This is a genomic window from Streptomyces sp. NPDC060198 (assembly GCF_042728415.1).
Classification (GTDB): Bacteria; Actinomycetota; Actinomycetes; order Streptomycetales; family Streptomycetaceae; genus Streptomyces.
In genome coordinates this window covers 25,755-49,423 of sequence record NZ_JBHWZJ010000010.1, presented here as the reverse complement: position 1 = coordinate 49,423, position 23,669 = coordinate 25,755, and the positions used below count along the sequence as shown (strand labels likewise).

24 protein-coding genes and 1 pseudogene are annotated in these 23,669 nt (G+C 70.9%); 14 read left to right on the top strand and 11 right to left on the bottom strand.

Going from position 1 to position 23,669, the window contains the following annotated elements; all coding sequences use genetic code 11:
* The 3 genes from ACFWEP_RS03155 to ACFWEP_RS03145 all read left to right on the top strand — a co-directional run.
* On the top strand, positions 1 to 292 hold a 292-nt coding region (locus tag ACFWEP_RS03155), incomplete at its 5' end, for a hypothetical protein (protein ID WP_387364665.1).
* A 12-nt stretch (positions 293 to 304) separates the two neighbouring features.
* Positions 305 to 1,087, top strand: a complete 783-nt coding sequence (locus tag ACFWEP_RS03150) for a Mut7-C RNAse domain-containing protein (protein WP_387364662.1) — start codon at positions 305 to 307, stop codon at positions 1,085 to 1,087.
* 98 nt (positions 1,088 to 1,185) lie between these two features.
* Complete coding sequence (locus tag ACFWEP_RS03145; RefSeq protein ID WP_387364659.1) at positions 1,186 to 1,944, top strand: SDR family NAD(P)-dependent oxidoreductase; 759 nt, start codon at positions 1,186 to 1,188, stop codon at positions 1,942 to 1,944.
* Between the two features lie 48 nt (positions 1,945 to 1,992).
* Here the strand turns inward: ACFWEP_RS03145 and ACFWEP_RS03140 are convergent, their stop codons facing one another.
* Entirely contained in the window at positions 1,993 to 3,186 is a 1,194-nt protein-coding gene (locus ACFWEP_RS03140) for an RtcB family protein (RefSeq protein ID WP_387364656.1), read from the bottom strand.
* A 217-nt stretch (positions 3,187 to 3,403) separates the two neighbouring features.
* Here ACFWEP_RS03140 and ACFWEP_RS03135 point away from each other — a divergent pair, with 217 nt between their 5' ends.
* The gene (locus ACFWEP_RS03135) at positions 3,404 to 4,231 is read left to right on the top strand and encodes a DUF3558 domain-containing protein (RefSeq protein ID WP_387364653.1); all 828 of its coding nucleotides are present in this window, start codon (positions 3,404 to 3,406) and stop codon (positions 4,229 to 4,231) included.
* A gap of 184 nt (positions 4,232 to 4,415) precedes the next feature.
* Positions 4,416 to 5,360, top strand: coding sequence for a DUF3558 domain-containing protein (locus ACFWEP_RS03130; protein ID WP_387364650.1), 945 nt, complete (start codon positions 4,416 to 4,418; stop codon positions 5,358 to 5,360).
* Positions 5,361 to 5,381: 21 nt separating this feature from the next.
* Here ACFWEP_RS03130 and ACFWEP_RS03125 read toward each other — a convergent pair whose 3' ends face one another.
* Entirely contained in the window at positions 5,382 to 5,915 is a 534-nt protein-coding gene (locus ACFWEP_RS03125; RefSeq protein WP_387364647.1) for a hypothetical protein, read from the bottom strand.
* Positions 5,916 to 6,247: 332 nt separating this feature from the next.
* Between ACFWEP_RS03125 and ACFWEP_RS03120 the strand changes: the two genes are divergently transcribed.
* A complete protein-coding gene (locus tag ACFWEP_RS03120; RefSeq protein ID WP_387364644.1) occupies positions 6,248 to 7,768 on the top strand; it encodes a DUF2637 domain-containing protein in 1,521 nt (506 codons plus the stop codon).
* Positions 7,769 to 7,816: 48 nt separating this feature from the next.
* Here the strand turns inward: ACFWEP_RS03120 and ACFWEP_RS03115 are convergent, their stop codons facing one another.
* Together ACFWEP_RS03115 and lysS are read right to left on the bottom strand one after the other, a co-directional pair.
* Positions 7,817 to 8,092: a hypothetical protein gene (locus tag ACFWEP_RS03115; protein WP_387364641.1), complete on the bottom strand. Its 276-nt coding sequence runs from the start codon at positions 8,090 to 8,092 to the stop codon at positions 7,817 to 7,819.
* A gap of 194 nt (positions 8,093 to 8,286) precedes the next feature.
* Entirely contained in the window at positions 8,287 to 10,041 is a 1,755-nt protein-coding gene (gene lysS / locus ACFWEP_RS03110) for a lysine--tRNA ligase (RefSeq protein ID WP_387364638.1), read from the bottom strand.
* A gap of 169 nt (positions 10,042 to 10,210) precedes the next feature.
* Between lysS and argS the strand changes: the two genes are divergently transcribed.
* Entirely contained in the window at positions 10,211 to 11,995 is a 1,785-nt protein-coding gene (gene argS, locus ACFWEP_RS03105) for an arginine--tRNA ligase (protein ID WP_387364635.1), read from the top strand.
* 92 nt (positions 11,996 to 12,087) lie between these two features.
* On the opposite strand, the gene ACFWEP_RS03100 is transcribed toward argS, so the two are convergent.
* The 3 genes from ACFWEP_RS03100 to ACFWEP_RS03090 form a co-directional block, all read right to left on the bottom strand.
* Entirely contained in the window at positions 12,088 to 12,516 is a 429-nt protein-coding gene (locus tag ACFWEP_RS03100) for a hypothetical protein (protein ID WP_328720103.1), read from the bottom strand.
* 130 nt (positions 12,517 to 12,646) lie between these two features.
* Entirely contained in the window at positions 12,647 to 13,888 is a 1,242-nt protein-coding gene (locus ACFWEP_RS03095; protein WP_387364632.1) for a phosphatidylserine/phosphatidylglycerophosphate/cardiolipin synthase family protein, read from the bottom strand.
* Between the two features lie 156 nt (positions 13,889 to 14,044).
* Positions 14,045 to 14,395: a DoxX family protein gene (locus ACFWEP_RS03090; RefSeq protein WP_387364629.1), complete on the bottom strand. Its 351-nt coding sequence runs from the start codon at positions 14,393 to 14,395 to the stop codon at positions 14,045 to 14,047.
* A 147-nt stretch (positions 14,396 to 14,542) separates the two neighbouring features.
* Here ACFWEP_RS03090 and ACFWEP_RS03085 point away from each other — a divergent pair, with 147 nt between their 5' ends.
* Positions 14,543 to 14,851 carry a helix-turn-helix domain-containing protein gene (locus ACFWEP_RS03085; protein WP_328723705.1) on the top strand — a complete coding sequence of 103 codons (309 nt, stop codon included), beginning with the start codon at positions 14,543 to 14,545 and terminating at the stop codon, positions 14,849 to 14,851.
* Between the two features lie 28 nt (positions 14,852 to 14,879).
* Here the strand turns inward: ACFWEP_RS03085 and ACFWEP_RS03080 are convergent, their stop codons facing one another.
* Together ACFWEP_RS03080 and ACFWEP_RS03075 are read right to left on the bottom strand one after the other, a co-directional pair.
* Positions 14,880 to 15,086 carry a hypothetical protein gene (locus tag ACFWEP_RS03080; protein ID WP_387364626.1) on the bottom strand — a complete coding sequence of 69 codons (207 nt, stop codon included), beginning with the start codon at positions 15,084 to 15,086 and terminating at the stop codon, positions 14,880 to 14,882.
* A 94-nt stretch (positions 15,087 to 15,180) separates the two neighbouring features.
* Positions 15,181 to 16,767 carry a helix-turn-helix domain-containing protein gene (locus tag ACFWEP_RS03075; protein WP_387364623.1) on the bottom strand — a complete coding sequence of 529 codons (1,587 nt, stop codon included), beginning with the start codon at positions 16,765 to 16,767 and terminating at the stop codon, positions 15,181 to 15,183.
* Between the two features lie 397 nt (positions 16,768 to 17,164).
* Between ACFWEP_RS03075 and ACFWEP_RS03070 the strand changes: the two genes are divergently transcribed.
* A complete protein-coding gene (locus ACFWEP_RS03070; protein ID WP_387364620.1) occupies positions 17,165 to 17,980 on the top strand; it encodes a DUF4232 domain-containing protein in 816 nt (271 codons plus the stop codon).
* A gap of 119 nt (positions 17,981 to 18,099) precedes the next feature.
* Here ACFWEP_RS03070 and ACFWEP_RS03065 read toward each other — a convergent pair whose 3' ends face one another.
* Positions 18,100 to 18,516 carry an ATP-binding protein gene (locus tag ACFWEP_RS03065; protein WP_387364617.1) on the bottom strand — a complete coding sequence of 139 codons (417 nt, stop codon included), beginning with the start codon at positions 18,514 to 18,516 and terminating at the stop codon, positions 18,100 to 18,102.
* Positions 18,517 to 18,733: 217 nt separating this feature from the next.
* Between ACFWEP_RS03065 and ACFWEP_RS03060 the strand changes: the two genes are divergently transcribed.
* The 4 genes and pseudogenes from ACFWEP_RS03060 to ACFWEP_RS03045 all read left to right on the top strand — a co-directional run.
* On the top strand, positions 18,734 to 19,519 hold the full coding sequence (locus ACFWEP_RS03060; protein WP_387364614.1) for a Scr1 family TA system antitoxin-like transcriptional regulator: 786 nt from the start codon (positions 18,734 to 18,736) through the stop codon (positions 19,517 to 19,519).
* Positions 19,516 to 19,764, top strand: a complete 249-nt coding sequence (locus ACFWEP_RS03055; protein WP_387364611.1) for a DUF397 domain-containing protein — start codon at positions 19,516 to 19,518, stop codon at positions 19,762 to 19,764. Before ACFWEP_RS03060 ends, ACFWEP_RS03055 begins: the two co-directional genes overlap by 4 nt.
* A gap of 380 nt (positions 19,765 to 20,144) precedes the next feature.
* Entirely contained in the window at positions 20,145 to 20,954 is an 810-nt protein-coding gene (locus tag ACFWEP_RS03050; protein WP_387364608.1) for a phytanoyl-CoA dioxygenase family protein, read from the top strand.
* Positions 20,951 to 21,427: pseudogene (locus ACFWEP_RS03045) on the top strand (DUF6309 family protein); the annotation flags it as partial. The gene ACFWEP_RS03050 and the pseudogene ACFWEP_RS03045, both read left to right, overlap by 4 nt.
* Before the next feature lie 36 nt (positions 21,428 to 21,463).
* Here ACFWEP_RS03045 and ACFWEP_RS03040 read toward each other — a convergent pair.
* On the bottom strand, positions 21,464 to 22,210 hold the full coding sequence (locus ACFWEP_RS03040) for an SDR family oxidoreductase (RefSeq protein ID WP_387364605.1): 747 nt from the start codon (positions 22,208 to 22,210) through the stop codon (positions 21,464 to 21,466).
* Positions 22,211 to 22,303: 93 nt separating this feature from the next.
* On the opposite strand from ACFWEP_RS03040, the gene ACFWEP_RS03035 reads away from it, so the two are divergent.
* A complete protein-coding gene (locus tag ACFWEP_RS03035; protein WP_387364602.1) occupies positions 22,304 to 23,638 on the top strand; it encodes an aspartate aminotransferase family protein in 1,335 nt (444 codons plus the stop codon).
* The last annotated feature ends 31 nt before the right edge of the window (positions 23,639 to 23,669 follow it).

Sequence of the window (23,669 nt, the reverse complement as noted above, 5' to 3'; positions counted from 1 at the left end):
TGGTGGTCCCGCGGGGGGCTTTGTGTGGCCGCCCGTGCCCGCCCCCGCCCGGGTCCGCGCGGGGGGCGCGTCCGCGGGGGGCGCGTGGGGGGGGCGCCGCCCCCACCCCGCCCCGCCCTCCCCGTACACCCGCCAGGCGCTCCGCCTCGCCGAGGAGCGGACGCTGGTCACGGCCGAGGAGATCCTCGCCGACGCGTACGCCGCGTTCGGCCCGCTCTACACGGCCCCCGGCTCCCCGGCCCCGGCGCCCGCCCCGCCCGTAATCGCCTCGCCACCCGCACCGCCCCGGTGACATCCTGGGCGCGTGACCGAGCATCCCGCGCCCGAGCCCGCCGCGACCCAGCCCTCCGCGGCCAAGCAGCGGATCACCGTCGAAGTGACCTCCGAACTGCGGCTGTTCGTCGCGCACGAACGGCGTCAGGGGGTGACCGCGCTGGCGACGGACGGAGTGTCGACCCTCGGGCACGTCGTGGAGTCGCTCGGCGTGCCGCTCACCGAAGTGGGGGCGCTGGTGGTGGACGGGGCGGTGGTGCCGGTGTCGCACGTCCCGCGTACCGGGGAGCACGTGGCCGTACGCGCGGTGGAGCGTCCGCAGCGGGTGGCGGGGGCGCCGTTGCGGTTCCTGCTGGACGTCCATCTGGGCACGCTGGCCCGGCGGTTGCGGCTGCTCGGGGTCGACGCGGCGTACGAGAGCGAGGACATCGGGGACCCCGCGCTGGCGGCACTCTCCGCGCGCGAGCGGCGCGTGATGCTCTCGCGGGACCGCGGGCTGCTGCGGAGGCGGGAGCTCTGGGCGGGGGCGTACGTCTACAGCGACCGGCCCGCGGAGCAGCTCCGGGACGTGCTGGGGCGCTTCGCGCCGGTGCTGGCGCCGTGGTCGCGGTGCACCGCGTGCAACGGGCCGCTGCGGGAGGCGGACAAGGAGGCGGTGGCCGACCGGCTGGAGCAGGGTACGCAGGCGGCGTACGACGTGTTCGCGCAGTGCACGGTGTGCGAGCGGGTCTACTGGCGGGGCGCGCACCACGGCCATCTGGAGACGGTGGTCGCGGACGCGGTGCGCGAGTTCGGCGCGCCGGGCGCCGGCTGAGGCCGGAGGCCTGCGTTCCGGCCAGATCCGGCCGGAACCCGGGGCACGGCTCTGCCTATCCTGGCCCCGTACCGGTCACCTGTCCGAGGGAGTTCGTCATGGCCGCCACCCCCATCGCCGTCATCACCGGCGCGAGCAGCGGCATCGGTGCCGCGACCGCCCGCCGGCTCGCCGCCGAGGGTTACCGCGTGGTGCTCACCGCCCGGCGCAAGGACCGCGTCGAGGCGCTGGCCGAGGAGATCAACGCGGCGGGCCACCAGGCCACCGCGTACGCCCTGGACGTGACGGACCGCGCGGCGGTGGACGAGTTCGCCACCGCCTTCAAGGCTCTCGCCGTGCTGGTGAACAACGCGGGCGGCGCGCTCGGCGCGGACCCGGTCGCCACCGGCGACCCGGCGGACTGGCGCCAGATGTTCGAGACGAACGTCCTGGGCACCCTGAACATCACCCAGGCCCTGCTGCCCGCCCTCACGGCGAGCGGCGACGGCACGATCGTGGTGCTGACCTCGACGGCGGGCCACGGGACGTACGAGGGCGGCGCGGGCTACGTCGCGGCCAAGCACGGCGAGCACGTGCTCGCCGAGACCCTGCGGCTGGAGATCGTCGGTACGCCGGTGCGGGTGATCGAGATCGCGCCCGGCATGGTGAAGACCGACGAGTTCGCCACCAACCGCTTCCGGGGCGACGCGGAGAAGGCCGCCAAGGTGTACGCGGGCGTCGACGCGCCGCTCACCGCCGAGGACGTGGCCGACGCCGTCGGCTGGGCCGTGACGCGCCCCAGCCACGTCAACATCGACCTGCTCGTCGTGCGCCCGCGCGCCCAGGCGTCCAACACCAAGGTGCACCGCACGCTCTGAGCGACGGCCGCGCGCCCACCGGCCAGGCCCGTGGGCGCGCTTCCCGTCTCAGCCCTTCACGCAGACCAGCTGCTTCAGCTTGGCGACGACCTCGACCAGGTCGCGCTGCTGGTCGATGACCTTCTCGATGGGCTTGTAGGCCCCCGGGATCTCGTCCACCACGCCCGAGTCCTTGCGGCACTCGACGCCCCGCGTCTGCTCCTCCAGGTCCTTGGTGGTGAAGCGGCGCTTCGCGGCCATCCGGCTCATCCGCCGGCCCGCGCCGTGCGAGGCGGAGTTGAAGGACTTCTCGTTGCCGAGGCCCTTCACGATGTACGAGCCGGTGCCCATGGACCCGGGGATGATCCCGAACTCGCCGGAGCCCGCCCGGATCGCTCCCTTCCGGGTGACCAGCAGGTCCATGCCGTCGTACCGCTCCTCGGACACGTAGTTGTGGTGGCAGGAGATGACCGGGTCAAAGGTGACCTTCGCCTTGCGGAACTCCTTGCGGACCACGTCCTGGAAGAGGCCCATCATGACGGCGCGGTTGAACTTGGCGTACTCCTGCGCCCAGAACAGGTCGTTGCGGTAGGCGGCCATCTGCGGGGTGTCCGCGACGAAGACCGCGAGGTCGCGGTCGATCAGGCCCTGGTTGTGCGGAAGGCTCTGGGCGATGCCGATGTGGTGGTCGGCCAGCTCGTTGCCGATGTTGCGCGAGCCGGAGTGCAGCATCAGCCAGACCGAGTCGGCCTCGTCGAGGCAGAACTCGATGAAGTGGTTGCCGCCGCCGAGGGTGCCCATCTGCCGCACCGCCCGCTGCTGGCGGAACTTGACCTCGTCGGCGATCCCGCCGAACCGGGTCCAGAAGTCGTCCCAGCCCGCGGCTCCCACCCCGGGCAGTGAGGCCGGGTCCACCAGCTCCTCGTGCATGCCGCGTCCGACCGGGATGGCCTCCTCGATGCGCGAGCGCAGCCGGGAGAGGTCGCCGGGCAGGTCGTTCGCGGTCAGGGAGGTCTTCACGGCGGACATCCCGCAGCCGATGTCCACGCCGACGGCGGCGGGGCAGACCGCGCCGTGCATGGCGATCACCGAGCCGACCGTCGCCCCCTTACCGAAGTGGACGTCGGGCATCACGGCGAGCCCCTTGATCCACGGCAGGGTGGCGACGTTCCGCAACTGCTGCATCGCGACGTCCTCGACCGACGCGGGGTCGGTCCACATCCGGATCGGTACCTGCGCGCCCGGCATCTCCACGTACGACATGAATCCTCGTTTTCCCCCGACAGGACCTGACAGGAAAGACAGTAGAAGTGGCCCGAAAGGCCCCAAAAGACTTAAAGCGCAAAACCGGTGCCAAGGTCGGCAAACATCTCGGCCGACCGGCATTCACAGCCGCACGTGCGATACACATTGTGTCCATCGGCCGCCGTCGCGCGGCAACTCGTTTTCGTATCGAAGGGGGCCTGGGACCTTGCGACCCATGGCGTACGTTCCGGGCATCGCGCTTCTCGCGGCGCTCGTCGCCGGCTGCACCGGGGGCTCGGGCACCGAGGACGCCACCACCGACGCGAAGCCCGGCAGCCCCACCGTCTCGGTCGCGCCCCCCGGCAAGTACCAAACGCTGCCGGAGGCCTGCCGGTCCGTGAGCACCGGCACGCTCAAGCAACTCCTGCCGGGCCTGGCCGACCTCTCGGAGGAACAGCGGGAGGTGGCGTACGAGGGCCGGGCGTCGGTCACGTACGACACCGACCGCAAGGCGGGCTGCACCTGGCAGGCGCGCACCGCGGACTCCACCCGGACCCTGGTGGTCGACTTCGAGCGGGTCGTCTCCTACGACCCCACGGTGAGCGACGAGGACAGCGCCTCCACGGTGTACGGGAAGAAGGCGGAGGCGGCCGGCCTGCCCGCCTCCTCCCCCTCGGCGGACGACTCCGCGAGCCCGTCCGCGACCGCCTCCCCCTCCACCGGAGAGGGCGTGTCGCCGCAGGGCTCGACCTCGCCGACCACGCCCGCGTCGCTGAACCCGACCGGGAACGACACCGGGGGCGACGACGGGGCTTCCGAGGACCTCGCGCCCCGGACACTGAACAACATCGGAAATGCCGCTTTCCTGGACGATTCCCTCGAAAGCGGAGGTTCCGCAGCGCAGCGCCGCACCGTCAGCGTGGTCTTCCGCACATCGAACGTGGTCGTCAGCGTCCGGTACGCCGAGCAGGTGACCGACGCCGCCGAGGTGCCCGAGAGCGCGGAACTCCAGGAGAAGGCCCAGGCACTGGCCCGCGGGCTGGACGAGACCATCAGCGAATAGGCCGCTTCCGCAGGCGCCGGCGGGCCCCCGCGCGGGACCGTCGCGGCCGGCCGCCGCGGCCACGCGGATTCCGCGTCCGTCGTACGGTGGCTCTCCGGAACACGCACCCGCACCGCCCGTCCGGCCTCGGGAACGACCGCGATCGTCGCCCCGTGCCGTCCCGTCCCGTCCGAGTGAAGGAACCATGCACCGATCAGCCCCGCGACTGTCCCGCATACTCCTCTGCGCCGCCGTCCCGGTGATGCTCGTCGCCGCCGGCTGCTCGTCGGACTCCGGCGACGACGCGAAGGAGAAGAGCACCGGCTCCACCACCTCCGGCTCGTCGAGCTCCGAGGCTTCGGCCTCCCCGACCCCCACCGTGGAGCCGGCGAAGTTCGCCGGGCTGCCCGACCCGTGCAAGGCGATCTCCGCGAAGACGGTCAAGAAGCTCGTCCCGTCCGCGAAGAAGGCCGGCGGCACCGTGGGCAAGTCCTCCGACGACGACGCCCGGGGCAGCTGCTCCTGGAACGGCCTGGACGACAAGGGCGTCAAGGGCTCCGTGTACCACTGGCTGGACATCGGCCTCGTCCGGTACGACTCCGACGCGTCGATCGGCAGCGGCGCCGACCGTGCGACCGCCGACTACACCAAGTCGGTCACCAAGGCGCAGGCGGCCGAGGGCGCGAAGAAGCTCGAAACCGCACCCGTCTCCGGCATCGGCGACCAGGCCACCGCGGTCACGTACACCGTGAACAAGACGAGCGAGGACTTCACCTACGCGGCGATCGTCGTGCGTACGGCCAACGTCGTCGTCTCGGTGAACTACAACGGCACCGGCTACGCGGGCGCCAAGGCCCCGTCCGCCGCGGACATCCTGGCCGGCGCGGAGACCGCGGCGAAGGAGGTCGTGGCGGCCGTCGGCGGTACGGGCGGCGGCTCCGCGTCCGAGAAGTCGGCGAGCCCGAGCGCCACCACCAGCTCCAGTCCGAAGACGAGCAGCAGCAAGAGCAGCGGCGACGAGAGCGACAGCCCGAAGACGAGCAGCAGCAAGAGCGCCGCCCCGGACTCCGGTGCCGACTCGGACACGGACTCGGACTCGGACTCGGGCGCCACCGCGAAGGCGACACCCAAGGCGACGAAGAAGTCCTGACGCCCGGACGGCGTCCGCCGATCAGGACGTCCGATCAGCCTCACTCCGGGGTCCGGCCGCTTTCTCAGGGCCGGGCCCCGCAGGTGTCTCCGGGGCCTCGGCGAGCATCTCGCGCATCGGCGCGTCCCACCTCACCACGTCCGGCGTCGTACGCTCCGTCAGGGCGGCGACCAGGCGCCGGCGGTCGGCCAGGGAGACGGCCACCATGGCGATGGAGGCGCGGGTCCCGTCCAGCCCCTCGAACCTCAACGCCTCCACGCCACGCTTCTTGCCCGGCGGACGCCCGCCGGACACCGAACGCAGTTGTCCGAGGTCGAAGGAGACGGTCCGCAGGGGCAGCCGCACGGTGACGGTGCCGGGAGTGACGGTGACGGCGCATGCGAAGCGGACGGCCACGAGTGCGGCCAGGAAGAGCGCCGCCATGACGCCGAAAACCCACCATTCGAACGCCCCGCCGTCCGCGAACGCCCTGAGGGCGGCAGCCGCGAGAAGGAAGGCGGCGGGCATCAGCGTGAGGCGGATACCGGGGCGTACGGAGACCACGTCCGGGGTCATGGGGCATCACCAGGTCTGCTCGTAGGGGCCGAAGCCGGCCGCGAGGGGCGGCGAGGGGGCTGCTGAAGCCCCTGCCGCGAGGACAGCGTAGGACCGCGAACAGCCGTTCCCCCCGGCCGCTCCCAAGTCGTGACCGAAAATCGCCCCTGGGCCAACGTCCCAGCCCAGAGCCCTCTTTGCGGAATCGAGGACTCCCCTCGGACACCCCCGCGGGCGGCCCTCCCGGCCTCCCCGCGCATCACGACTCGTACACATGTGCCAGGCTGGGCCCCGCCGGATGACAGAAGCCGGACGGAGAACAGAGGTCGGGGAGGGGATCGCGGGTGGCCGCGATGCAGCTCACACGCACGCACCGGGTACTCATCGGGCTCGTCGTCGCCGGAGCGGTGGTCATCGCCGCGATCGGTTTCGCGGGCTCCTACGCAGCCGTGCGCGAACTCGCCCTGGAGAAGGGCTTCGGAAACTTCTCCCTGGTCTTCCCGATCGGCATCGACGCGGGCATCTGCGTGCTGCTGGCGCTGGACCTGCTGCTGACGTGGATGCGCATCCCGTTCCCGCTGCTGCGCCAGACGGCGTGGCTGCTGACGGCCGCGACCATCGCGTTCAACGGCGCCGCCGCCTGGCCCGATCCGCTCGGCACCGGCATGCACGCGGTGATCCCGATCCTCTTCGTCGTCGCCGTCGAGGCCGCCCGCCACGCGGTGGGCCGGATCGCCGACATCACCGCCGACAAGCACATGGAGGGCGTGCGCCTCACGCGCTGGCTGCTCTCCCCCGTGCCCACGTTCAAGCTGTGGCGGCGCATGAAGCTCTGGGAGCTGCGCAGTTACGAACAGGTCATCAAGCTCGAACAGGACCGGCTGATCTACCAGGCCCGCCTTCAGGCCCGTTTCGGCCGGACCTGGCGGCGCAAGGCCCCGATCGAGGCCCTGATGCCGCTGCGGCTCGCCAAGTACGGCGTACCGCTCGCCGAGACCGCCCCGGCCGGACTGGCGGCGGCCGGGATCGAACCCGTGCTGCTGCCGCCCGCGCCGAAGCCCGAACTGACCCCGTACGACGGCACGGAGCACGCCCAGGACCTCGACCGGCGGCAGGCCGCGGCGCCCCACCCCCAGCAGCGGGACCTCCCGCCGCGCGCGGTCCTGCCCGGGCAGCGGGACGGCCGCGCACGGGGCGGGTACGCCAAGGACGGGTACGCCCCGGACGACGTGCCGCCGGACGCCTACCCCCAGGACCCGTACCCGCAGGGGCCGTACCCGCAGGACATCCAGCAGCAGGAGCGCGGCGACTGGGCACCGGTGGACCCCGACCCGGACGCGCAGGGCAGCCCGTGGTTCGCGGGACAGCCGTCCGACCAGGAGTACCAGGGCGGCTACGACCCCTTTTACGAGGAATTCGAGCGCACGCCCACCCAGGTGCCCTCGGGCGCGGGCGGCCGGACCCGCCCGCTCGGCAACGTGGGCACCATAGGCGCCGTCCCGCACCCGCGCGAGGCCCAGCAGCCGTCGGACGCCGACGAGGGCGCGCGGGAGGCCGTCCAGGAGGCCGAGGAGACCGTGCGGGAGGCCGAGCGGGCCTCCCGGGCCACCGCCGAGGCCGGGAACGCGGGTGGCGCGGGGATCGCCGCCACCGCGGACAGCGCCGAGGACGCCGAGTACGCCGAGATCGCGTACCAGGTCTTCCGGACGTTCGTCGCGACGAACAGCGGCTACCCCAGCATCGACGTTCTCTCCATCCACCTCGCCGACGGCCAGAACGTCCACCACCCGCGCAGCGGCGCCCTGTTGCGCCGCCTGATGCCGGAGTTCAAGCAGCGCTACGACGCGGAGCTCGCGGCCGACCACATCGCCTGAGCCGACAGGCCCGTCGCATCCCTTCCGCGGCTCGAAGCCTGCCGGCCGTCACACCCGGTGCCGGGTGAACCGGCTGACCGGTCCGCTGCGGGCGAGGAGCAGCAGCCCCAGGAGGACGAGGCAAGCCGGAGGAAGCAGCGCGGCGCCGCCCACCTCGACGATGTCCAGCAGCGCGCTGAAGAACAGGCCGGCACCTGCTGTCAGCACCGCCCAGCCGTCCACCCGGGGACGGCGGAAACCGGCCGTCTTCCGGCCGGTCAGGTAAGGGATCGCCGCCACCGACAGCCCCGATCCGACGATCAGCGCGAACCAGCCCTGCCACATGCGAACCCCGTCTCCCCGGCGTCTTCGACGCCGTTTCCCGAGCGTCGCACCGTGCGGGCGGTCCGCTCTCCGCCGCAGAGAACGCCTGTGGTGATCACCGTGTCAACGGGAAGAGCGCCCGCCGCCCCGTGGGGAAAAGGGGCCGCAGCCCGGATCACTCCGGACTGCGGCCCCTTCCGTCGTACCGCGGGCGATTACGCCCCCAGCAGCACCCGCACCCGGTCCGCGCCGACGGCGAGGAGCAGGGTGGGCAGGCGCGGGCCGGTGTCCCGGCTCACGAGCAGGCGGTAGAGCAGGGCGAAGAACGACCGCTGGGCCACCTTGAGTTCGGGCGTCGGCTTGGCGTCCGGCTCCAGACCCGCGAGCACCTTCGGCACGCCGTAGACGAGCGTGGTGAGCCCGTCCAGCGACCAGTGGTCGTCCAGGCCCTCCAGCAGCAGGCGCAGCGACTCGCGCCCCTGCTCGTCCAGCGAACCGAGGAGCTCGGCGTCGGGCTCGGTGCGGACGACCGTGCGGGCCTCGGCCGGGACCTGGGTGGTGATCCAGTTCTCGGCGCGGTCGAGGCGGGGGCGCACCGCGTCGAGCGAGGTGAGCGGGTTCTGGGGGTCGAGCTCGCTGAGGATGCGCAGCGTCTGGTCGTCGGCGCCGGCGGTGATGTCGGCGACGGAGGCCAGCGTGCGGTACGGCAGCGGGCGCGGGGTGCTCGGCAGCTCACCGGCGGCCGTGCGGACGGCGCGCCCGTGGGCGGCGAGGTCGGCCGGCAGCGCGGTGCCCTCGGCGACCTTGCGCTCCAGGGAGTCCCACTCGTCGTAGAGCCGGTTGATCTCCTGATCGAAGGCGATCTTGAAGGACTGGTTGGGCCTGCGGCGGGCGTACAGCCAGCGCAGCAGCGGCGCCTCCATGATCTTCAGGGCGTCGGCCGGGGTCGGCACCCCGCCCTTGGAGGAGGACATCTTCGCCATGCCGGAGATCCCGACGAACGCGTACATCGGGCCGATCGGCTGGACGCCGTCGAAGATCTCGCGGACGATCTGGCCGCCGACGACGAACGACGAGCCCGGCGAGGAGTGGTCCACGCCGCTGGGCTCGAAGATCACGCCCTCGTACGCCCAGCGCATCGGCCAGTCGACCTTCCAGACCAGCTTGCCGCGGTTGAACTCGTTGAGCCGCACGGTCTCGGCGAAGCCGCACTCCGAGCAGGTGTAGTTCAGCTCGGTGGTGTCGTCGTCGTAGGAGGTGACGACGGTGAGGTCCTTGCCGCAGTTGCCGCAGTACGGCTTGTACGGGAAGTACCCGGCGGAGCTGCCGCTGCCGTCGTCCTCGTCGGCGGCGCCGGAGCCCTCGGCGGCCTCCAGCTCGGCCTCGTCGACCTTCTTCTGCTGCTGCTTGCCCTTGCCCGCGGCAGCCGGGTCCTTCTTGGTCCGGTACCGGTCGAGGACGGCGTCGATGTCGGCGCGGTGCTTCATCGCGTGCAGGATCTGCTCGCGGTAGACACCGGCGGTGTACTGCTCGGTCTGGCTGATCGGGTCGTACTCGACGCCCAGCTCGGCCAGCGCCTCGGTCATGGCGGCCTTGAAGTGCTCGGCCCAGTTCGGGTGCGCGGACCCGGCCGGGGCGGGCACCGAGGTCAGCGGCTTGCCGATGTGCTCGGCCCAGGACGCGTCGATGCCGGGGACGCCGTTCGGGACCTTGCGGTACCGGTCGTAGTCGTCCCACGAGATCAGGTGGCGGACCTCGTACCCGCGACGGCGGATCTCGTCGGCGACCAGGTGCGGGGTCATGACCTCGCGGAGGTTGCCGAGGTGGATCGGGCCGGACGGGGACAGGCCGGACGCGACGACGACCGGTTTGCCAGGCGCGCGACGCTCCGATTCGGCGATGACATCGTCCGCGAAGCGGGAGACCCAGTCGGTCTCGGTGCTTGTCTGACTCTCGGCCACGGTCGGCACGCCCTTCTCTCGTACAGGAATCTTTCGGGGGCCCTGTCATTCTCCCAGGTACGGGGCGGAGCGCGAAAATGGCTTTGCGAGGGCGACTCAAATGGCTTTGCGAACGTGCCCACGGCCCGTGGGATACTTGGGGAAACCCATTACCCCCTACGGAAACGGCAGCCGGCACATGGCCTCGGTCCCTTCCCTCGCTTCCACGCTCCAGCAGCAGCTGGCGGACGCCCTGACGGCAGCTCTGCCGGACGCCGGCGCCGCCGACCCGCTGCTGCGACGAAGCGACCGGGCCGACTTCCAGGCCAACGGCATCCTCGCGCTGGCCAAGAAGCTCAAGGGCAACCCCCGCGAGCTGGCGTCGCAGGTCACGGCCGCCATCCCGGCGGGTGAGCTGATCAAGGAGATCGAGGTCTCCGGCCCCGGCTTCCTGAACGTCACCCTCACCGACCGGGCGATCCTCACGACGCTGGCCGCGCGGGCCGCCGACGCCGAGGGCCGCCTCGGTGTGCCGACCGACGCGGACGCGGGCACCACGGTCATCGACTACGCCCAGCCGAACGTCGCCAAGGAGATGCACGTCGGCCACCTGCGGTCGGCGGTCATCGGTGACGCGATGGTGCGCATCCTGGAGTTCACCGGCGAGTCCGTGGTCCGGCGCCACCACATCGGCGACTGGGGCACCCAGTTCGGCATGCTCATCCAGTACCTCGTGGAGCACCCGGACCAGCTGGGCCACGACACCGTGGGCACCGACGCGGAGTCCGCGGGCGAGGCCGCGATGTCCTCGCTGAACCGGCTCTACAAGGCGTCCCGCGCGCTCTTCGACTCCGACGAGGAGTTCAAGGCCCGCGCCCGGGACCGGGTGGTCGCGCTCCAGGCGGGTGACCCGGAGACGCTCGCCATGTGGCAGCGGTTCGTGGACGAGTCGAAGGTCTACTTCTACTCCGTCTTCGACAAGCTCGACATGGAGATCTCCGACCCGGACATCGTCGGCGAGTCGGGCTACAACGACATGCTGGAGGAGACCTGCCGCATCCTGGAGGAGACCGGTGTCGCCGTGCGCTCCGAGGGTGCGCTCTGCGTCTTCTTCGAGGACGTGAAGGGCCCGGACGGCAACCAGGTCCCGCTGATCGTCAAGAAGACCAACGGCGGCTACGGCTACGCGGCGACCGACCTCTCCGCGATCCGCGACCGGGTGCAGAACCTCAAGGCGAACACCCTGCTGTACGTCGTGGACGCCCGGCAGTCGCTGCACTTCAAGATGGTCTTCGAGACCGCCCGCCGGGCCGGCTGGCTGAGCGAGGACGTCACGGCGCACCAGCTGGCCTTCGGCACGGTCCTCGGCAAGGACGGCAAGCCGTTCAAGACCCGTGAGGGCGTCACGGTCCGGCTGGAGGACCTCCTGGACGAGGCGGTCTCCCGGGCGACGGCCGTGGTGCGGGAGAAGGCCGAGAAGGTGGGCCTGTCCGAGGAGGAGATCGTCGAGAACGGCCGGTACGTCGGCGTCGGCGCGGTGAAGTACGCCGACCTGTCCACGTCCGCCGTGCGCGACTACAAGTTCGACCTGGACCAGATGGTCTCGCTCAACGGCGACACCTCGGTCTACCTCCAGTACGCCTACGCCCGTATCCGCTCGATCCTGCGCAAGGCCGGGGACGCGAAGCCCGTCGCCCACCCGGAGCTGGAGCTGGCCCCGGCGGAGCGGGCGCTCGGCCTGCACCTGGACCGGTTCGGCGAGACGCTGGACGAGGCCGCGGCAGGGTACGAGCCCCACAAGCTGGCCGCGTACCTCTACCAGCTGGCGTCGCACCTGACGACGTTCTACGACCAGTGCCAGGTGCTCAGCGACGACAACGCCCCCGAGGTCGTCGAGAACCGGCTCTTCCTCGTGGAGCTGACCGCCCGCACCCTGCACACGGGCATGGAACTGCTGGGCATCCGGACGCCCGAACGCCTCTGACGGTCACCGGCGCCTGACGGCACCTGGCGTACGAAGGCCCGGCGGATCACCCGATCCGCCGGGCCTTCGGCATGGGCGCGGGATCGATTCCCCTACTGCGGCCGGCCCAGTGCCCACCCCGACACGTCGGAGAGCCGGCCGCGCCAGAGCGGCAGCAGCACCGGGCTCACCCCGCCGACGCTGAGGGTGACGTCCCGCAGGTGGATCCAGCGGGGCAGCCCCGGATCCTCCTCGGCCCCGAACTCGCTGAGTCCCTGGTCGACGGACTCGGGGAACTCGGCGAGGAGGTTCGCCCCCTCGCCCTCCACCTGGCGCAGGCTCCGCGCCCATTCGGCCTTCCACTCCTCGTGCCCGATGACGTCCCCGTGCAGGACGCCTCCGGCGATGGTGAGGGTAAGCGGCAGGCTGGAACGGAGTTCGCGGTCGAGAAGCTGGATCAGCAACTGGAGCTGGAGATCGGGCAGGGGTTCGGTGATCACCGCCGCCGTCGTTTCCCGTGAAGTGTCGGCGAACGCGCTCATGGGCCACTCCCTTCAGGTGACGTACGTCCCGGGGGCGGGCGGCGGCCCCGGGCGTACGGCGGCTGGGGCCTTCCGTCTGCCCCGCGCGGACCGTGCCACACCTGGGGCAGGGATCAGAGAAACCGGGGGATCAGAGAAACCGGCGGATCGGGTACACCGACGCCTCGCGGGCCCGCTGCATCATCGAGCGGCGGCGCCAGCGGCGGCCGTCGATCAGTTCGCTCCGCACGCGGTCCTGCTCGAAGTGGCCGTCGAGCACGGCGGTGAACTCGGGGTCCAGCACCGCGAGCATCACCTCCTCGTCGTGGTCGAGGGAGCGCCGGTTGAAGTTGGTGGAGCCGATGAGGGCGGCGACCCGGTCCACGGTGAGGGTCTTGGTGTGCATCATCGTCGGCTGGTACTGGTGGATCTTCACACCGCACGCGGTCAGGTCCTCGTAGTACCGCTGCCCGGCGAGCTGACAGACCCGCTTGTCGGTGTGCGGGCCGGGGAGCAGGATCTCGACCTCGACACCGCGCCGGGAGGCGGCGCAGAGCAGCTCGGTGAAGTACGCGTCGGGCGCGAAGTACGCGGTGGTGAGGCGGACGCGTTCCTCAGCGGATTCGAGGACGACCCGGATCAGGGTCTGCATGTCCTGCCAGCCGAAACTGGCGGAGCCGCGTACCACCTGCACGATCGAGTCGCCCTCCTGGGCGCCGGGCACGAACCGGTCTTCGGCGTCGAAGAGTTCCGGGTGGCACTCGGCCCAGTTCTGCGCGAACGCGGCGGCGAGGCCGTCGACTGCGGGGCCGCGCAGCCGCACGTGGGTGTCCCGCCACTCGTGTTCGTCGCGCGCGTCGCCGCACCACTCCTCGGCTATCCCGACCCCGCCGGTGAAGGCGGTGCGCTCGTCCACGACGAGGACCTTGCGGTGGCAGCGGTGGTTCTGCTTGAGCGGCGAGAGGTAGAGCGGCTTGCGGAACCAGGCGACGTGCACGCCCGCCTCGCTCATCATCGCCAGTTGGTCCTTCTCGATGAGCCGGCTGCCGAACCCGTCGAGCAGAAGCCGCACCCGGACCCCGGCCCGTGCGCGTTCGGAGAGCGCCTCGGCGAACTTCTCGGCGATGTCCCCGCGCCAGTACACGAAGGTCATCATGTCCACGGTGTGCTCGGCGTCCCGTATCGCCCCGAGCATCGCGCCGAATATCTCGTCGCCGTTCCGCAGCGGGAGGAGCGCGTTGCCCTCGGTCGCGGCGATCCCGATGAGCCGTTCCAGCCTCCGTCTGAGGCGCTGGACCCGCTCGGCGGAGAGCGCGGGGTCGATCCGCCCCTGCCCGTTCCCCTCGGTCTCGCCGTTGCCGGAGGGCGCGGCGTCGAGCGTGCTGCTGGTCATGGATCACCTTCCGGAGAGCGGGGGCTGGGGGCCCGCTGCCCCGGCGGGTGCCGAGGACGGGGCGGGCGGTCGGCCGTCGTTCCGGCTGCCCGCGATACGCCGGGTCACTCCCGTACGGTCCCCGAAAGGCGAGGCGGCGTGGCCCGGCGCGGCGGTTCAGAGGGTGGCGGCACGCAGCACGATCAGGGCGACGGAGGCCACGGCGAGGCTCGCCGCCGGAAGCGAGCCCTTGTGGTCGCCGACGCGCAGGTGGAAGACGACGGCCCCGGCGAAGTAGAGCGTCAGGCCGATCGCGGCGGCGATTCCGACGGGCCCCCAGCGAAGTCCGGCGACCGCACCGGCCGCGCCCGCGATCTGGGCGGCTGTCAGGAACCCCATCAGGCTCTGTGGCACACCGAGGGTGGACATCTGCTCGGTGATGTGGCGCGTCCGCAAGGACTTGGCGGTGGCCGAGACCAGAAGCAGGGCCGCCATGACCACAGTCGTGACGGCGAGGGAGACGAACACGGGACACCCCGATCATGCGGTGGGCGAGTAGGAGGCGTGCGCACCCCGACGACGATAAGCAGCCGTCAGGAACCTCCGGGTAACCTTCAGGGTGTGAGCCTGCGACCCGGAAACCTGTTCCTCGCCGACTGCCCCGCTCTCCTCGCCATGGAGATCATCGCGAGCAAATGGTCCATGGTCACGCTCTTCGCACTGACCGACGGCCCTTTGCGGCACGGCGAGTTGGTCGAACTGAGCGGTGGCATTTCACGCAAGGTGCTGACTCAGACGCTGCGCCGCCTCCAGGCCAACGGGCTCGTCGAGCGGCACGCGTACGCCGAGGCACCGCCGCGCGTGGAGTACAGCCTGACCGACCTCGGGCGCACCCTGGAGGAGCCCATCCGGATGCTCACCGCATGGGCGCGGGAGAACGGCGAGGCGATCGTCACCTTCCGGGAGGGCGAGGAGACCGCCTGAGGGCTGTCCACAGAGATTGGTGTTCAGGTCACGGGGGGAGGGTGTCCAGGAACGGCCGCCCGTGCACGCTCATGAGGTGAATCACCCGCGCGTACACGGCGTCGTCCTCGATGACGAGGGCGAGGCGATCACGCGTGTTGAAGATGGTGCCCAGCGCGACCCTCGTGCGGAGGACGACCCAGCCCTCCTCGGAACCGTCCCACACGTAGTGGTACTCAGCAGCTTCGTCCGTCATGCGATCCGACTCCCTTCAGGTGCGACGGCCTCGGGAACGGCCCACGGTCAGTTCATGTTCCACTCGTATCCCAGGGAGCGGAAGCGGCCCTCAGTCACTCCCCCTCGTCCGCCATGGACGGGTCGGTGTAGTCCTTGTCCATCCACTGCGCCCGGTCCGGCCAGTAGATGTACGACGGCCGGGCCGAGACGCTGCTCACCTGGAAGGGCTCGCCCCGGTCGTCCACGCGCAGGGTGCCGTGCCGGTCCCCGCTGGTCCAGTCGAGCTCCAGGTACCAGGAGACGTCGTGGCCCTCCACGTGGACGTCGAGGTCGAAGACCTGGACGTCGGTCGAGCTGGTCCGGAACGGGAAGTCCTGCGCGGGGAGGACCGCGTCACCCTGCTTCCCGGCGACCGGCTCGGTGCGCGGCTGACTGTCGTCGAGGTCGACGTCGAAGCTGCGCGGGAGGATGGCGCTGCCGCATCCCTGAGCCATCGAGAACGCGTTCCAGGCGAGCGGTGCCTTGCGCGCCACGACGCGTACGTGGAGAGCGCTGATCACCACCGCCTCGGACGAGGAGCCCTGGACGGTCAGCTCCAGCCGCTGCCCGCCGCCCTCCACCCCGCCCAGCGACCTCCCCCAGCTCCGGGCGTCCTGCGGCGGGGGCGGCGGCGGTACGTCGGACGGATCGTCCGCCAGCAGCGTGTACTGCCCGCAGGGCGCATCCCAGTTGTACGAACTGATGGTCGCGCTCAACGGCACCTCGTCCGACGACACCGTCCCCTTCTTCGCCGGGGACGCCGTGGCGTCCGGCCCGTCCGAAGCGGTCGCCGAGGAGGAGGGCGACGCGGAGGCCGAGGCGCTCGCCGAGGGCTTGGTGGTCGCCTTGTGGGTCGGGGTCGGCGAGGCGTTCCGTACGGCGGTCGCGGTGGCTCCGGCGGAATCGGCGTTCCGGCCGTCGTCGGAGCCGCCCGCGAGATTACCGGCGACGATCGCGGACGGCACGCCGAGCGCGACCACGACGGCGGCGGCCAACAGGACGCGCGTGCGCCGGGACCTCGGGCGACGGGGTCCGGCCGCTTTGTCCTGCCGGGCCGTCACCAAGGGGTCCGGCCCGTCCTCCGGGGGCGTTCCGGCGTCGGACGTGACCGGGTGGGTGACCGGGTGGGTGGCCTGGTGGGTGGCCGGACGGGTGACTGCGGCCGGGGCCTCTGCGGCAGGCAGGGCCGGGTCGGGGTTCGCGGCAGCCACCTCCGGTTCTTCGCCCGCCGCCGATGCCGCTTCCCCCTCCGCTGCCGGTTCCGCTTTTCCGCCCGGGCCGGACTCCGCTTCTGCTCGCGCCCGGCCCCCGCCCCCTGAGGTCTCCGCGTCTTCCGCGTCGGCCGCGTGGGCCGGGCGGGCCCAGGAGGGGGTGACGGGCGCGGGCGCCGCGGCGGATTCCTTCCGCGCTCCCTGCTTCTTCGCCTGGTCGGCCAGAATCCACTGCCGGTGCAGCTCGACCATCTCGTCGGGGGTCGCACGGCACAGCCTCGCCAGGCGCTCGACCGGTGCGAACTCGTGCGGCACGGCGTCGCCGTTGCAGTACCGGTGAACGGTGGACGTGCTCATGTGGAGCCGCTTGGCCAGCGTCCCGTAGCTCATGCCGGACCGCTCCTTCAGCGCGACCAGCGCTGCGGCGAAGTCCTGGATTTCCGTGCCCACGCGGCAGTTCCCCCTTCGTTCCCGTCCCGGAAGAGCGTTCCAGGCACCTCGCATACCCGCAGGTCAGAGGACGTTTCAGCGTTCCAGCGTCCCAACTGGCCGGTGATCCATTGCCGCTGGGACAAGGAGCCGGACAGCATGTGGCCATGCCGGGTCGCCGACCGCGAACGGCACACACCCCACCACCCTCACCACACGGAGCCGTCATGCCCGGATCCGGCCTCGCGGCCCGCCTCGGAACCGTGGTCACGGCAGTGCTGATCGCCGCTTGCGCGGCGGTCCTCCCACTCCAGTGCCACTGACGACCACCTCATTGTCCAGTACACCGGCTCACCCTCGGGACGCCCAACCGGCGCCCCACCGAGACCAACACATTCTCAGAAAAAGGACCCTCACCATGCGTCAGCTCCGCACCCGCCGCATCACCCGTGCCTCCGTCTTCGGCGTCGCCGCCCTGATCGGCGCACTCTCCCTGACCGCTTGCAGCGAGGAAGACCCGGCCACGATCGACCGGGCCATCGCCTCCCCGCAGGCGGCGGCCGACACCACCGCCGCGCCGGCCCCGTCCGGTGGCGACACCGCCGCGACGGACGGCAAGACGTCCACCCAGGAGAAGTCCTCCGCCTCCACCGGCTCCTCGGGCTCGAAGTCCTCGGGTTCCGCTTCCGGCTCGGGCACGTCCTCCGGTTCGGGCACCTCGGGATCCGGCAGCTCGTCCAAGGGGTCGTCGTCCACCGGGTCGTCCGGCGCTTCCTCCGGCGGTTCCTCCGACAGCGACGACAACGCGTCGACCTACCCGAGCTGCGACGGCACGAACAGCAAGGTGAAGGGCAGCATCCTCGCCCGCCCGATCAACCACGTCCTGCTGACGGTGACGAACACCGGCTCGACGGCCTGCAACGCGGTCGGCTACCCGGGCATCGGCTACGAGGGCGCCCAGGCGGTCATGGCCTACGACGAGAACAGCGTGCCCCAGTCGGTGATCGCGCTGGAGCCCGGCCAGTCCGCCTACGCCTCCGTGCGCACCTCGGCCGCGGACGGCAGCGGCGAAGGCGGCTTCGACGTGAAGGCGCTGCGGGTGAACTTCCAGGACAACGGCGGCAGCTTCAGCGGCGGACAGGTGACCGTCACCCTCGGCAAGTCCGTCTGGATCGACAGCTCCGCCCAGGTCACCTACTGGCAGTCCGACTTCGGGACCGCCACCTCGTTCTGAGGGAACTCTCCTACGGGACTTCCGTCCGCCTCACTCCCCGCAGCGGTGGAGGCGGCATCACCCACGACGGCGGGTGCCGGGCGCGAGCCGGCACCCGCCGGGCCGTATCCGGCCGTACGTCACCGGGGTGCCGTGCCCTTCGCGAACTCGCACCAGACGATCTTCCCGGGCCGGCGCACCACGGCTCCCCAGCGGTCGGCGAGCGCGTTCACGATGATCAGCCCGCGCCCGGACTCGTCGGCCGACTCGCTCTCCTCGGGCCACGCCCTCTCCGAGGCCCGGACCGACTCCGGGCCGTCACCGCTGTCGTGGAACTCGATCCGCAACCCGGCCCCGGCGTCGATGCTCTCGATCCGTACGCGATACCCCCGCCCGGCCGGCACCCCGTGCAGCACGGCATTGGTCGCCAACTCGCTCGCACACAGCACGACATCGTCAATGCGCGCACCGAAGCCCCACTCCTGGGCGGCGCGCCGTACGAACTCCCTCACAGCGGCGACCGAACGACGTTGGCGCCAGAAAAGGATCTCACGCACAGCAACGGCAGGCTTGGCACGCACGGGGAGCGCGGGGTGGGAGGTGGTCCCTTTTGTTTCGTTCACCGCGCCAGAGTCACCCTCGGTGACTACGCTGATGCAGTGCGCGCACCCGTACAAATCTTTTGTACGGGTCGCGCGCGCGTGACGTACGGGTCCCCGTGGGGATTGGGAGGGCATGCACACCAGGAATCGGCAGCGCAGGAACGCGTCTGCCATGAAGCTCGTCGGCAAGCTGGTCAGCCTGTTCCGTATCGAGGCAGGTTTCACCCAAACCCAGTTGGCGACAAGCGTCGGCGTTCAGGTCGAGACGATCGCCTCGATCGAGCAGGGCAGACGCGCCCTACTCCCCGACCTGGCACACCGCTTGGACGAACTACTCGACACCAAGGGCGCCTTGGCGACAGCGGTGGAGAACCTCCCGGAGGTGGACCTGATCCCGGCCTGGGCCGAGCAGTACATGGACCTGGAACGCGAGGCGCTGGCGCTGTCGTGGTTCGAGAACCAGGTGCTGCCGGGGTTGCTCCAGACGGAGGAGTACGCGCGGGCGGTGTTCCGCAGCAAGGTCCCGGCCTTCGGCGCGGGCGAAATCGAAAAGCAGGTCGCCACACGTTTGGCGAGGCAAGACATCTTGCAGCGGGAAACCCCGCCCACCATCAGCTTCGTCATCTCTGAGGCGATCATCATTGATCGCCTGGGAGGGGACGACGTGTACTACCCCTCCCTGCAACACCTACGCAACTGCGCCGACTTTGCCGGGATTTCGCTGCAAGTGATGCCTCTCGGGCGTCATTCGCACGCCGGTCTGAACGGGCCGTTCATCCTGTTGGAGACCCCCGACTTTCAGCAGCTCGCGTACGCCGAGACACAACGGGGCAGCCAACTCGTGGCGGAGCCGATCGAGGTCAGTCTGCTGGCTCAGAAATATGCCATGCTGCGAACGCAGGCTCTCAATGCAGAAGAAACGCGGAGCCTGCTGGACCGGCTGCTAGGAGAGCAATGAGCACCACACGTGAGTGGTTCAAGTCGACCTATAGCGGAGACGAAGGCGGCGCCTGCCTCGAAGTGGCCTTCTCCTGGCAGAAGTCCAGCTACAGCGGCGAAGAAGGCGGCGCCTGCGTCGAGGTCTCCGCCCACCCCGCCGCCATCCACATCCGCGACTCCAAGAACCCCGAGGGCCCCATCCTCACCGTCGCCACCGGCACCTGGAGCGCCTTCGCCGCCTACGCGGCCACGGCCTCCGCGTAGGAGCCCGTGGCACGATCCAGTAGATGCCGGCCGGTGGGGCCCATCCGGCGTGACGATGCGCCCGTTCGTGAGGGCGTCCCGGTCGGCCGGCGGCAGTCCGAAGACGCCGCCTGACTCGGAGAAGGGCCCCGGGGCCACACCACGTCGGACCGGCTCCCGTTCCCCAGTGCGCATTCCGGCCGTCCTCCGCCGGACATCGGTGCATCACCCGTTTCGGGAAACCCTCCCCGCCTCTCCGAGACACCGGCGCCACACCGCGGGCGCCGGTGACCGGCCATTCCGCTGCGTGACGGCATGGTCGCGGAGGGGCCGGGATATGGATGGCAAGACCCGTGCCACCCCCCGGGTCACCCATCGGCGTACATCGGAGGTCAAGCCCCGTGACCGTCTCTTCGCATGCCGCAACGCAGATCGACGAGTTCGACGAGAAGGGCTTCCTGGTCCTTCGGGGCCTGCTGCCCGCCGAGTTCGTGAGGCGCCTGACTCGGGAGGTCGACCACTGGGTGGACTCGGGTCTGAGGCAGCGGTCCATCGACGCCTGCTTATGCCCCGAACGGTCCCCGGAGCCGGAAGCGGTCGAGCTGGAGATGGCGGCGCACGGCGAGCTGGTCGCCTACCCGCCGCTGCTGGAACTGTTGGAGAGCGAGAATCTGCTCGGCCCTGCTTTCGTGTTCCACCACCTCCACAGCGACCGCCGCCCGCCCGGGGCTCCGGGCAAGCCCTGGCACCACGATTACGAGCAGCGGCCCCAGCGCCATCGGCGGCTTCCGATGGTTCACGTCCTCCACTACGTCCAGGGCTTGCGGCCAGGCATGGGTGCTCTCGCCGTGCTGCCAGGCTCGCACCACGAGGTCGCGGAGAAGGACGCCCGCAGCCATCTGGGGACGGGGGTCCTGCCCGGGGAGTCACTGATCACCGAACTGCCCCCGGGGTCCGCCGTGGTCCTTCACTCCGCGCTGTTCCACACCCGTCGCGCCACGGACGCTTCCGCGTCCGGGGAGCCGGACCGCTACCTGATCGACGCGTCGTACTGCCGTACGGGTGAGCTGTGGCCTCCGGTCAAGCCGTACTGGCGGCGGATACTGGCAGCCGGCCGGAAGCTCCGGGACGGGCAGGAACGGTGGCAGGAACTCTTCGAGGAACGTCACTTCAGCGCGTACGAATCGCAGGGCGCCGGGCGTGCGGCATGAGGATTCTCCAGGCCGTCTCCTTCGACGAGGTACTGAGCCACTTCGGGCGGCACCACCCGTACCGCCCCGGGGACACCGCCAACTCCAACGACGAGGCGGAGCGCCACATCCACAACGCGCAGACCCTCTCGGAGGGCCGCTGGCACGAAGTGCTGCTGGAGGGACCGGAAGTCCGCGGTGTGGTGCTGCCCTGGCATCTGGGCGAGGGAGGGGACGTCGAACTGATCCCGAGAACCGGTCTCACCGTGCGGGTCGCCGCCGCCCGGCTGACGATGCTCGGGGGCACGTACACCCGGTCCAACCCGCTGTGTGCACACAAGTTGGACCGCCAGTCGCGCGCCGTACCCACCGCGGTGTTCCTGAGCGCCCGGGCGGTAGGAGGTCCGGACTACGAAGGGCTGACCGTCCGGGAAGGGCTGATCCACCTGGACGGGCTGCACCGGATGCTGGCCTGGGAGCGGGCCGGTCTGCTGGTACCCGGCCGGACCCTGAAGGCTTACGTGGCGGGCCTACCCCCGGCCGACGTAGGGCATGGCGCTGGGCATCACCAGGACGGACTGGATGTTCACCCCGACCGGAAGGGCGGCCATGGCCCGGAACGTGTCGACCACGTGCCGGACGTCCATGGTGGGCTCCACCCGCAGTGAGCCGTCGGGCTGCCGGACGGCGGGCTGGGGGCGGTCGGCGGGAGTCACGTTGCCGATGTCGATCTGCCCGCAGGAGATGTCGAAACGGCGGCCGTCGAGAGAGAGCGAGCGGGTGATGCCCGCCACGGCGTGCTTGGCCGCGGTGAAAGCGATCGAGTCGGGTCTCGGGATCTGCGCCGAGGGAGCACCGTTGTTGATGATCCGTCCGCCCCGGGGAGTCTGTGCCTTCATGATCCGGAAGGCCGCTCGCGAGCACAGGAATGCTCCGGTGGCGACCGATTCCATGACCCGGTGCCAGTCCGCCACGTCCACGTCTTCGGTGGCCGTGTACGGCATCAGGTCGGCCGCGTTGTTGAAGAGCAGGTCCAGCCGCCCCCACCGCTCCACCACCGCGGAGAAGAGCGCGTCCACCGACCGCGGGTCGGTGACGTCCGCGGGCAGCACCACCGCACGCGCGCGGCAGGAGGCGTCGGCCAGGCGCGCCGATTCCTGCAGCCGCTCCTCCCGCCGGCCGGTCAGCACGACCGTCCATCCGTCGGCCAGGAGACCCAGGGCGCAGGCGCGTCCGATGCCGCTGCCCGCTCCCGTGACCACAGCAGTCCTCACCACACCGCACCACCCCTTCGCCAACACCCTCTGCAGCAACGGGCACGAACATCCAACAGCGTGTCCCCGGGCATGACCCAGCAAACAGGAGCGACCATGAATGACCGTTTACAGGCCCTGCACGGCACGGACGGCAGCCGATCCTGGTTCGAACGCGCCAAGGAGTCACTCGCGGGCGGGATCAGCTCCTCCTCCCGTCTCACCTCCACGGGCCCGCACCCCTACCCGCTCTACATCACCAGCGGGGCGGGCTCCCGCATCCGGGACGTCGACGGCAACGAGTACGTCGACTACCTCATCTCCTACGGCAGCGCGATCCTCGGCCACGCCCCGCCCGTGCTGACGGACGCCCTCACCCGGGTACTGCACACCGGCACGATGTTCGGCACCTGCAACGTCCCGGAGGTCGAACTCGCCGAGACGATCTGCCGGATGGTGCCCTGCGCGGAACTCGTCCGCTTCGCGAACTCCGGCAGCGAGGCCGTACAGGGCGCCGTACGCGCGGCCCGCGGCCACACCGGGCGCTCACGGATCCTGAAGTTCGAAGGGCACTACCACGGGTGGTCGGACACCCTGGCGATCTCGAACCGCCCCACCGAAGCCGAAGCCGGCCCCCGCACGGCGCCACGGTCCGTGCCCCACTCCCCGGGGATCCCCGCCGGTGTCGTGGACGACGTGGTGGTGTGCCCGTGGAACGACCTGACCGCACTGCGCACGGTCCTCGACGCCCACGCTGGGGCTCTCGCCGCTGTCATCTGCGAGCCGATCGTCGCCAACAACGCCTGCACCATGCCCGAGCCGGGATACCTCGAAGCCCTCCGCGAGGAGTGCACCGCCCGAGGCATCGTGCTGATCTTCGACGAGGTCTGCACCGGGTTCCGCACCGGCCCCGGCGGTGCTCAGGCCCTCTTCGCCGTCGTGCCCGACATCGCCGTGTTCTCCAAAGCCCTCGGGGGCGGACTGCCCATCGCCGCCTTCGCCGGACGCCGGGAGATCATGGAAGAACTCGCTTCGGGACGCGTCAAGCACGGTGGCACGTACAACGCCTCGCCGCTCTGCGCGACGGCCGCGCTGGTGACCTTGCGACAACTCGGTGACCCGGACGTCGTCCAGCGCATCGAGGACGCCGGCCGCCAAGTGATGGAAACGGCGCAGAAGGCCGCCCACGACCGGGGAATCCCCTGCTCGGTCCAGGGCGTCGGCGCCATGTTCCAGACCGTCTTCACCCCCGACGGCCTGCCCACCCGCAACTACCGCGACCTGCTGCGCGTCGACCAGGCCCGGTCGCACGCCTTCCGCCACGAACTCCTCAAACGCGGAGTCCACGCCAACGCCTTCCCCATGGCCTGCTGGTTCGTCTCGGCCAGCATCACGGACGACGACCTCGCAGCGACCTGCACGGCCGTCACGGAGGCGTTCGGGGCCCTGTGACGACGGTCTGCGGTGCGGGGGTTCCCGGAAC

What these genes read in the sequence shown, in the direction of transcription:
- ACFWEP_RS03145 (WP_387364659.1), top strand. Translation starts at nt 1,186, where the DNA reads ATGGCCGCCACCCCCATCGCCGTCATCACCGGCGCGAGCAGCGGCATC.
- ACFWEP_RS03140 (WP_387364656.1), bottom strand. Translation starts at nt 3,186, where the DNA reads ATGTCGTACGTGGAGATGCCGGGCGCGCAGGTACCGATCCGGATGTGG.
- ACFWEP_RS03135 (WP_387364653.1), top strand. Translation starts at nt 3,404, where the DNA reads ATGGCGTACGTTCCGGGCATCGCGCTTCTCGCGGCGCTCGTCGCCGGC.
- ACFWEP_RS03130 (WP_387364650.1), top strand. Translation starts at nt 4,416, where the DNA reads ATGCACCGATCAGCCCCGCGACTGTCCCGCATACTCCTCTGCGCCGCC.
- ACFWEP_RS03125 (WP_387364647.1), bottom strand. Translation starts at nt 5,915, where the DNA reads ATGACCCCGGACGTGGTCTCCGTACGCCCCGGTATCCGCCTCACGCTG.
- ACFWEP_RS03120 (WP_387364644.1), top strand. Translation starts at nt 6,248, where the DNA reads ATGCAGCTCACACGCACGCACCGGGTACTCATCGGGCTCGTCGTCGCC.
- ACFWEP_RS03115 (WP_387364641.1), bottom strand. Translation starts at nt 8,092, where the DNA reads ATGTGGCAGGGCTGGTTCGCGCTGATCGTCGGATCGGGGCTGTCGGTG.
- argS (WP_387364635.1), top strand. Translation starts at nt 10,211, where the DNA reads ATGGCCTCGGTCCCTTCCCTCGCTTCCACGCTCCAGCAGCAGCTGGCG.
- ACFWEP_RS03100 (WP_328720103.1), bottom strand. Translation starts at nt 12,516, where the DNA reads ATGAGCGCGTTCGCCGACACTTCACGGGAAACGACGGCGGCGGTGATC.
- ACFWEP_RS03095 (WP_387364632.1), bottom strand. Translation starts at nt 13,888, where the DNA reads ATGACCAGCAGCACGCTCGACGCCGCGCCCTCCGGCAACGGCGAGACC.
- ACFWEP_RS03085 (WP_328723705.1), top strand. Translation starts at nt 14,543, where the DNA reads ATGGAGATCATCGCGAGCAAATGGTCCATGGTCACGCTCTTCGCACTG.
- ACFWEP_RS03080 (WP_387364626.1), bottom strand. Translation starts at nt 15,086, where the DNA reads ATGACGGACGAAGCTGCTGAGTACCACTACGTGTGGGACGGTTCCGAG.
- ACFWEP_RS03070 (WP_387364620.1), top strand. Translation starts at nt 17,165, where the DNA reads ATGCGTCAGCTCCGCACCCGCCGCATCACCCGTGCCTCCGTCTTCGGC.
- ACFWEP_RS03060 (WP_387364614.1), top strand. Translation starts at nt 18,734, where the DNA reads ATGAAGCTCGTCGGCAAGCTGGTCAGCCTGTTCCGTATCGAGGCAGGT.
- ACFWEP_RS03055 (WP_387364611.1), top strand. Translation starts at nt 19,516, where the DNA reads ATGAGCACCACACGTGAGTGGTTCAAGTCGACCTATAGCGGAGACGAA.
- ACFWEP_RS03035 (WP_387364602.1), top strand. Translation starts at nt 22,304, where the DNA reads ATGAATGACCGTTTACAGGCCCTGCACGGCACGGACGGCAGCCGATCC.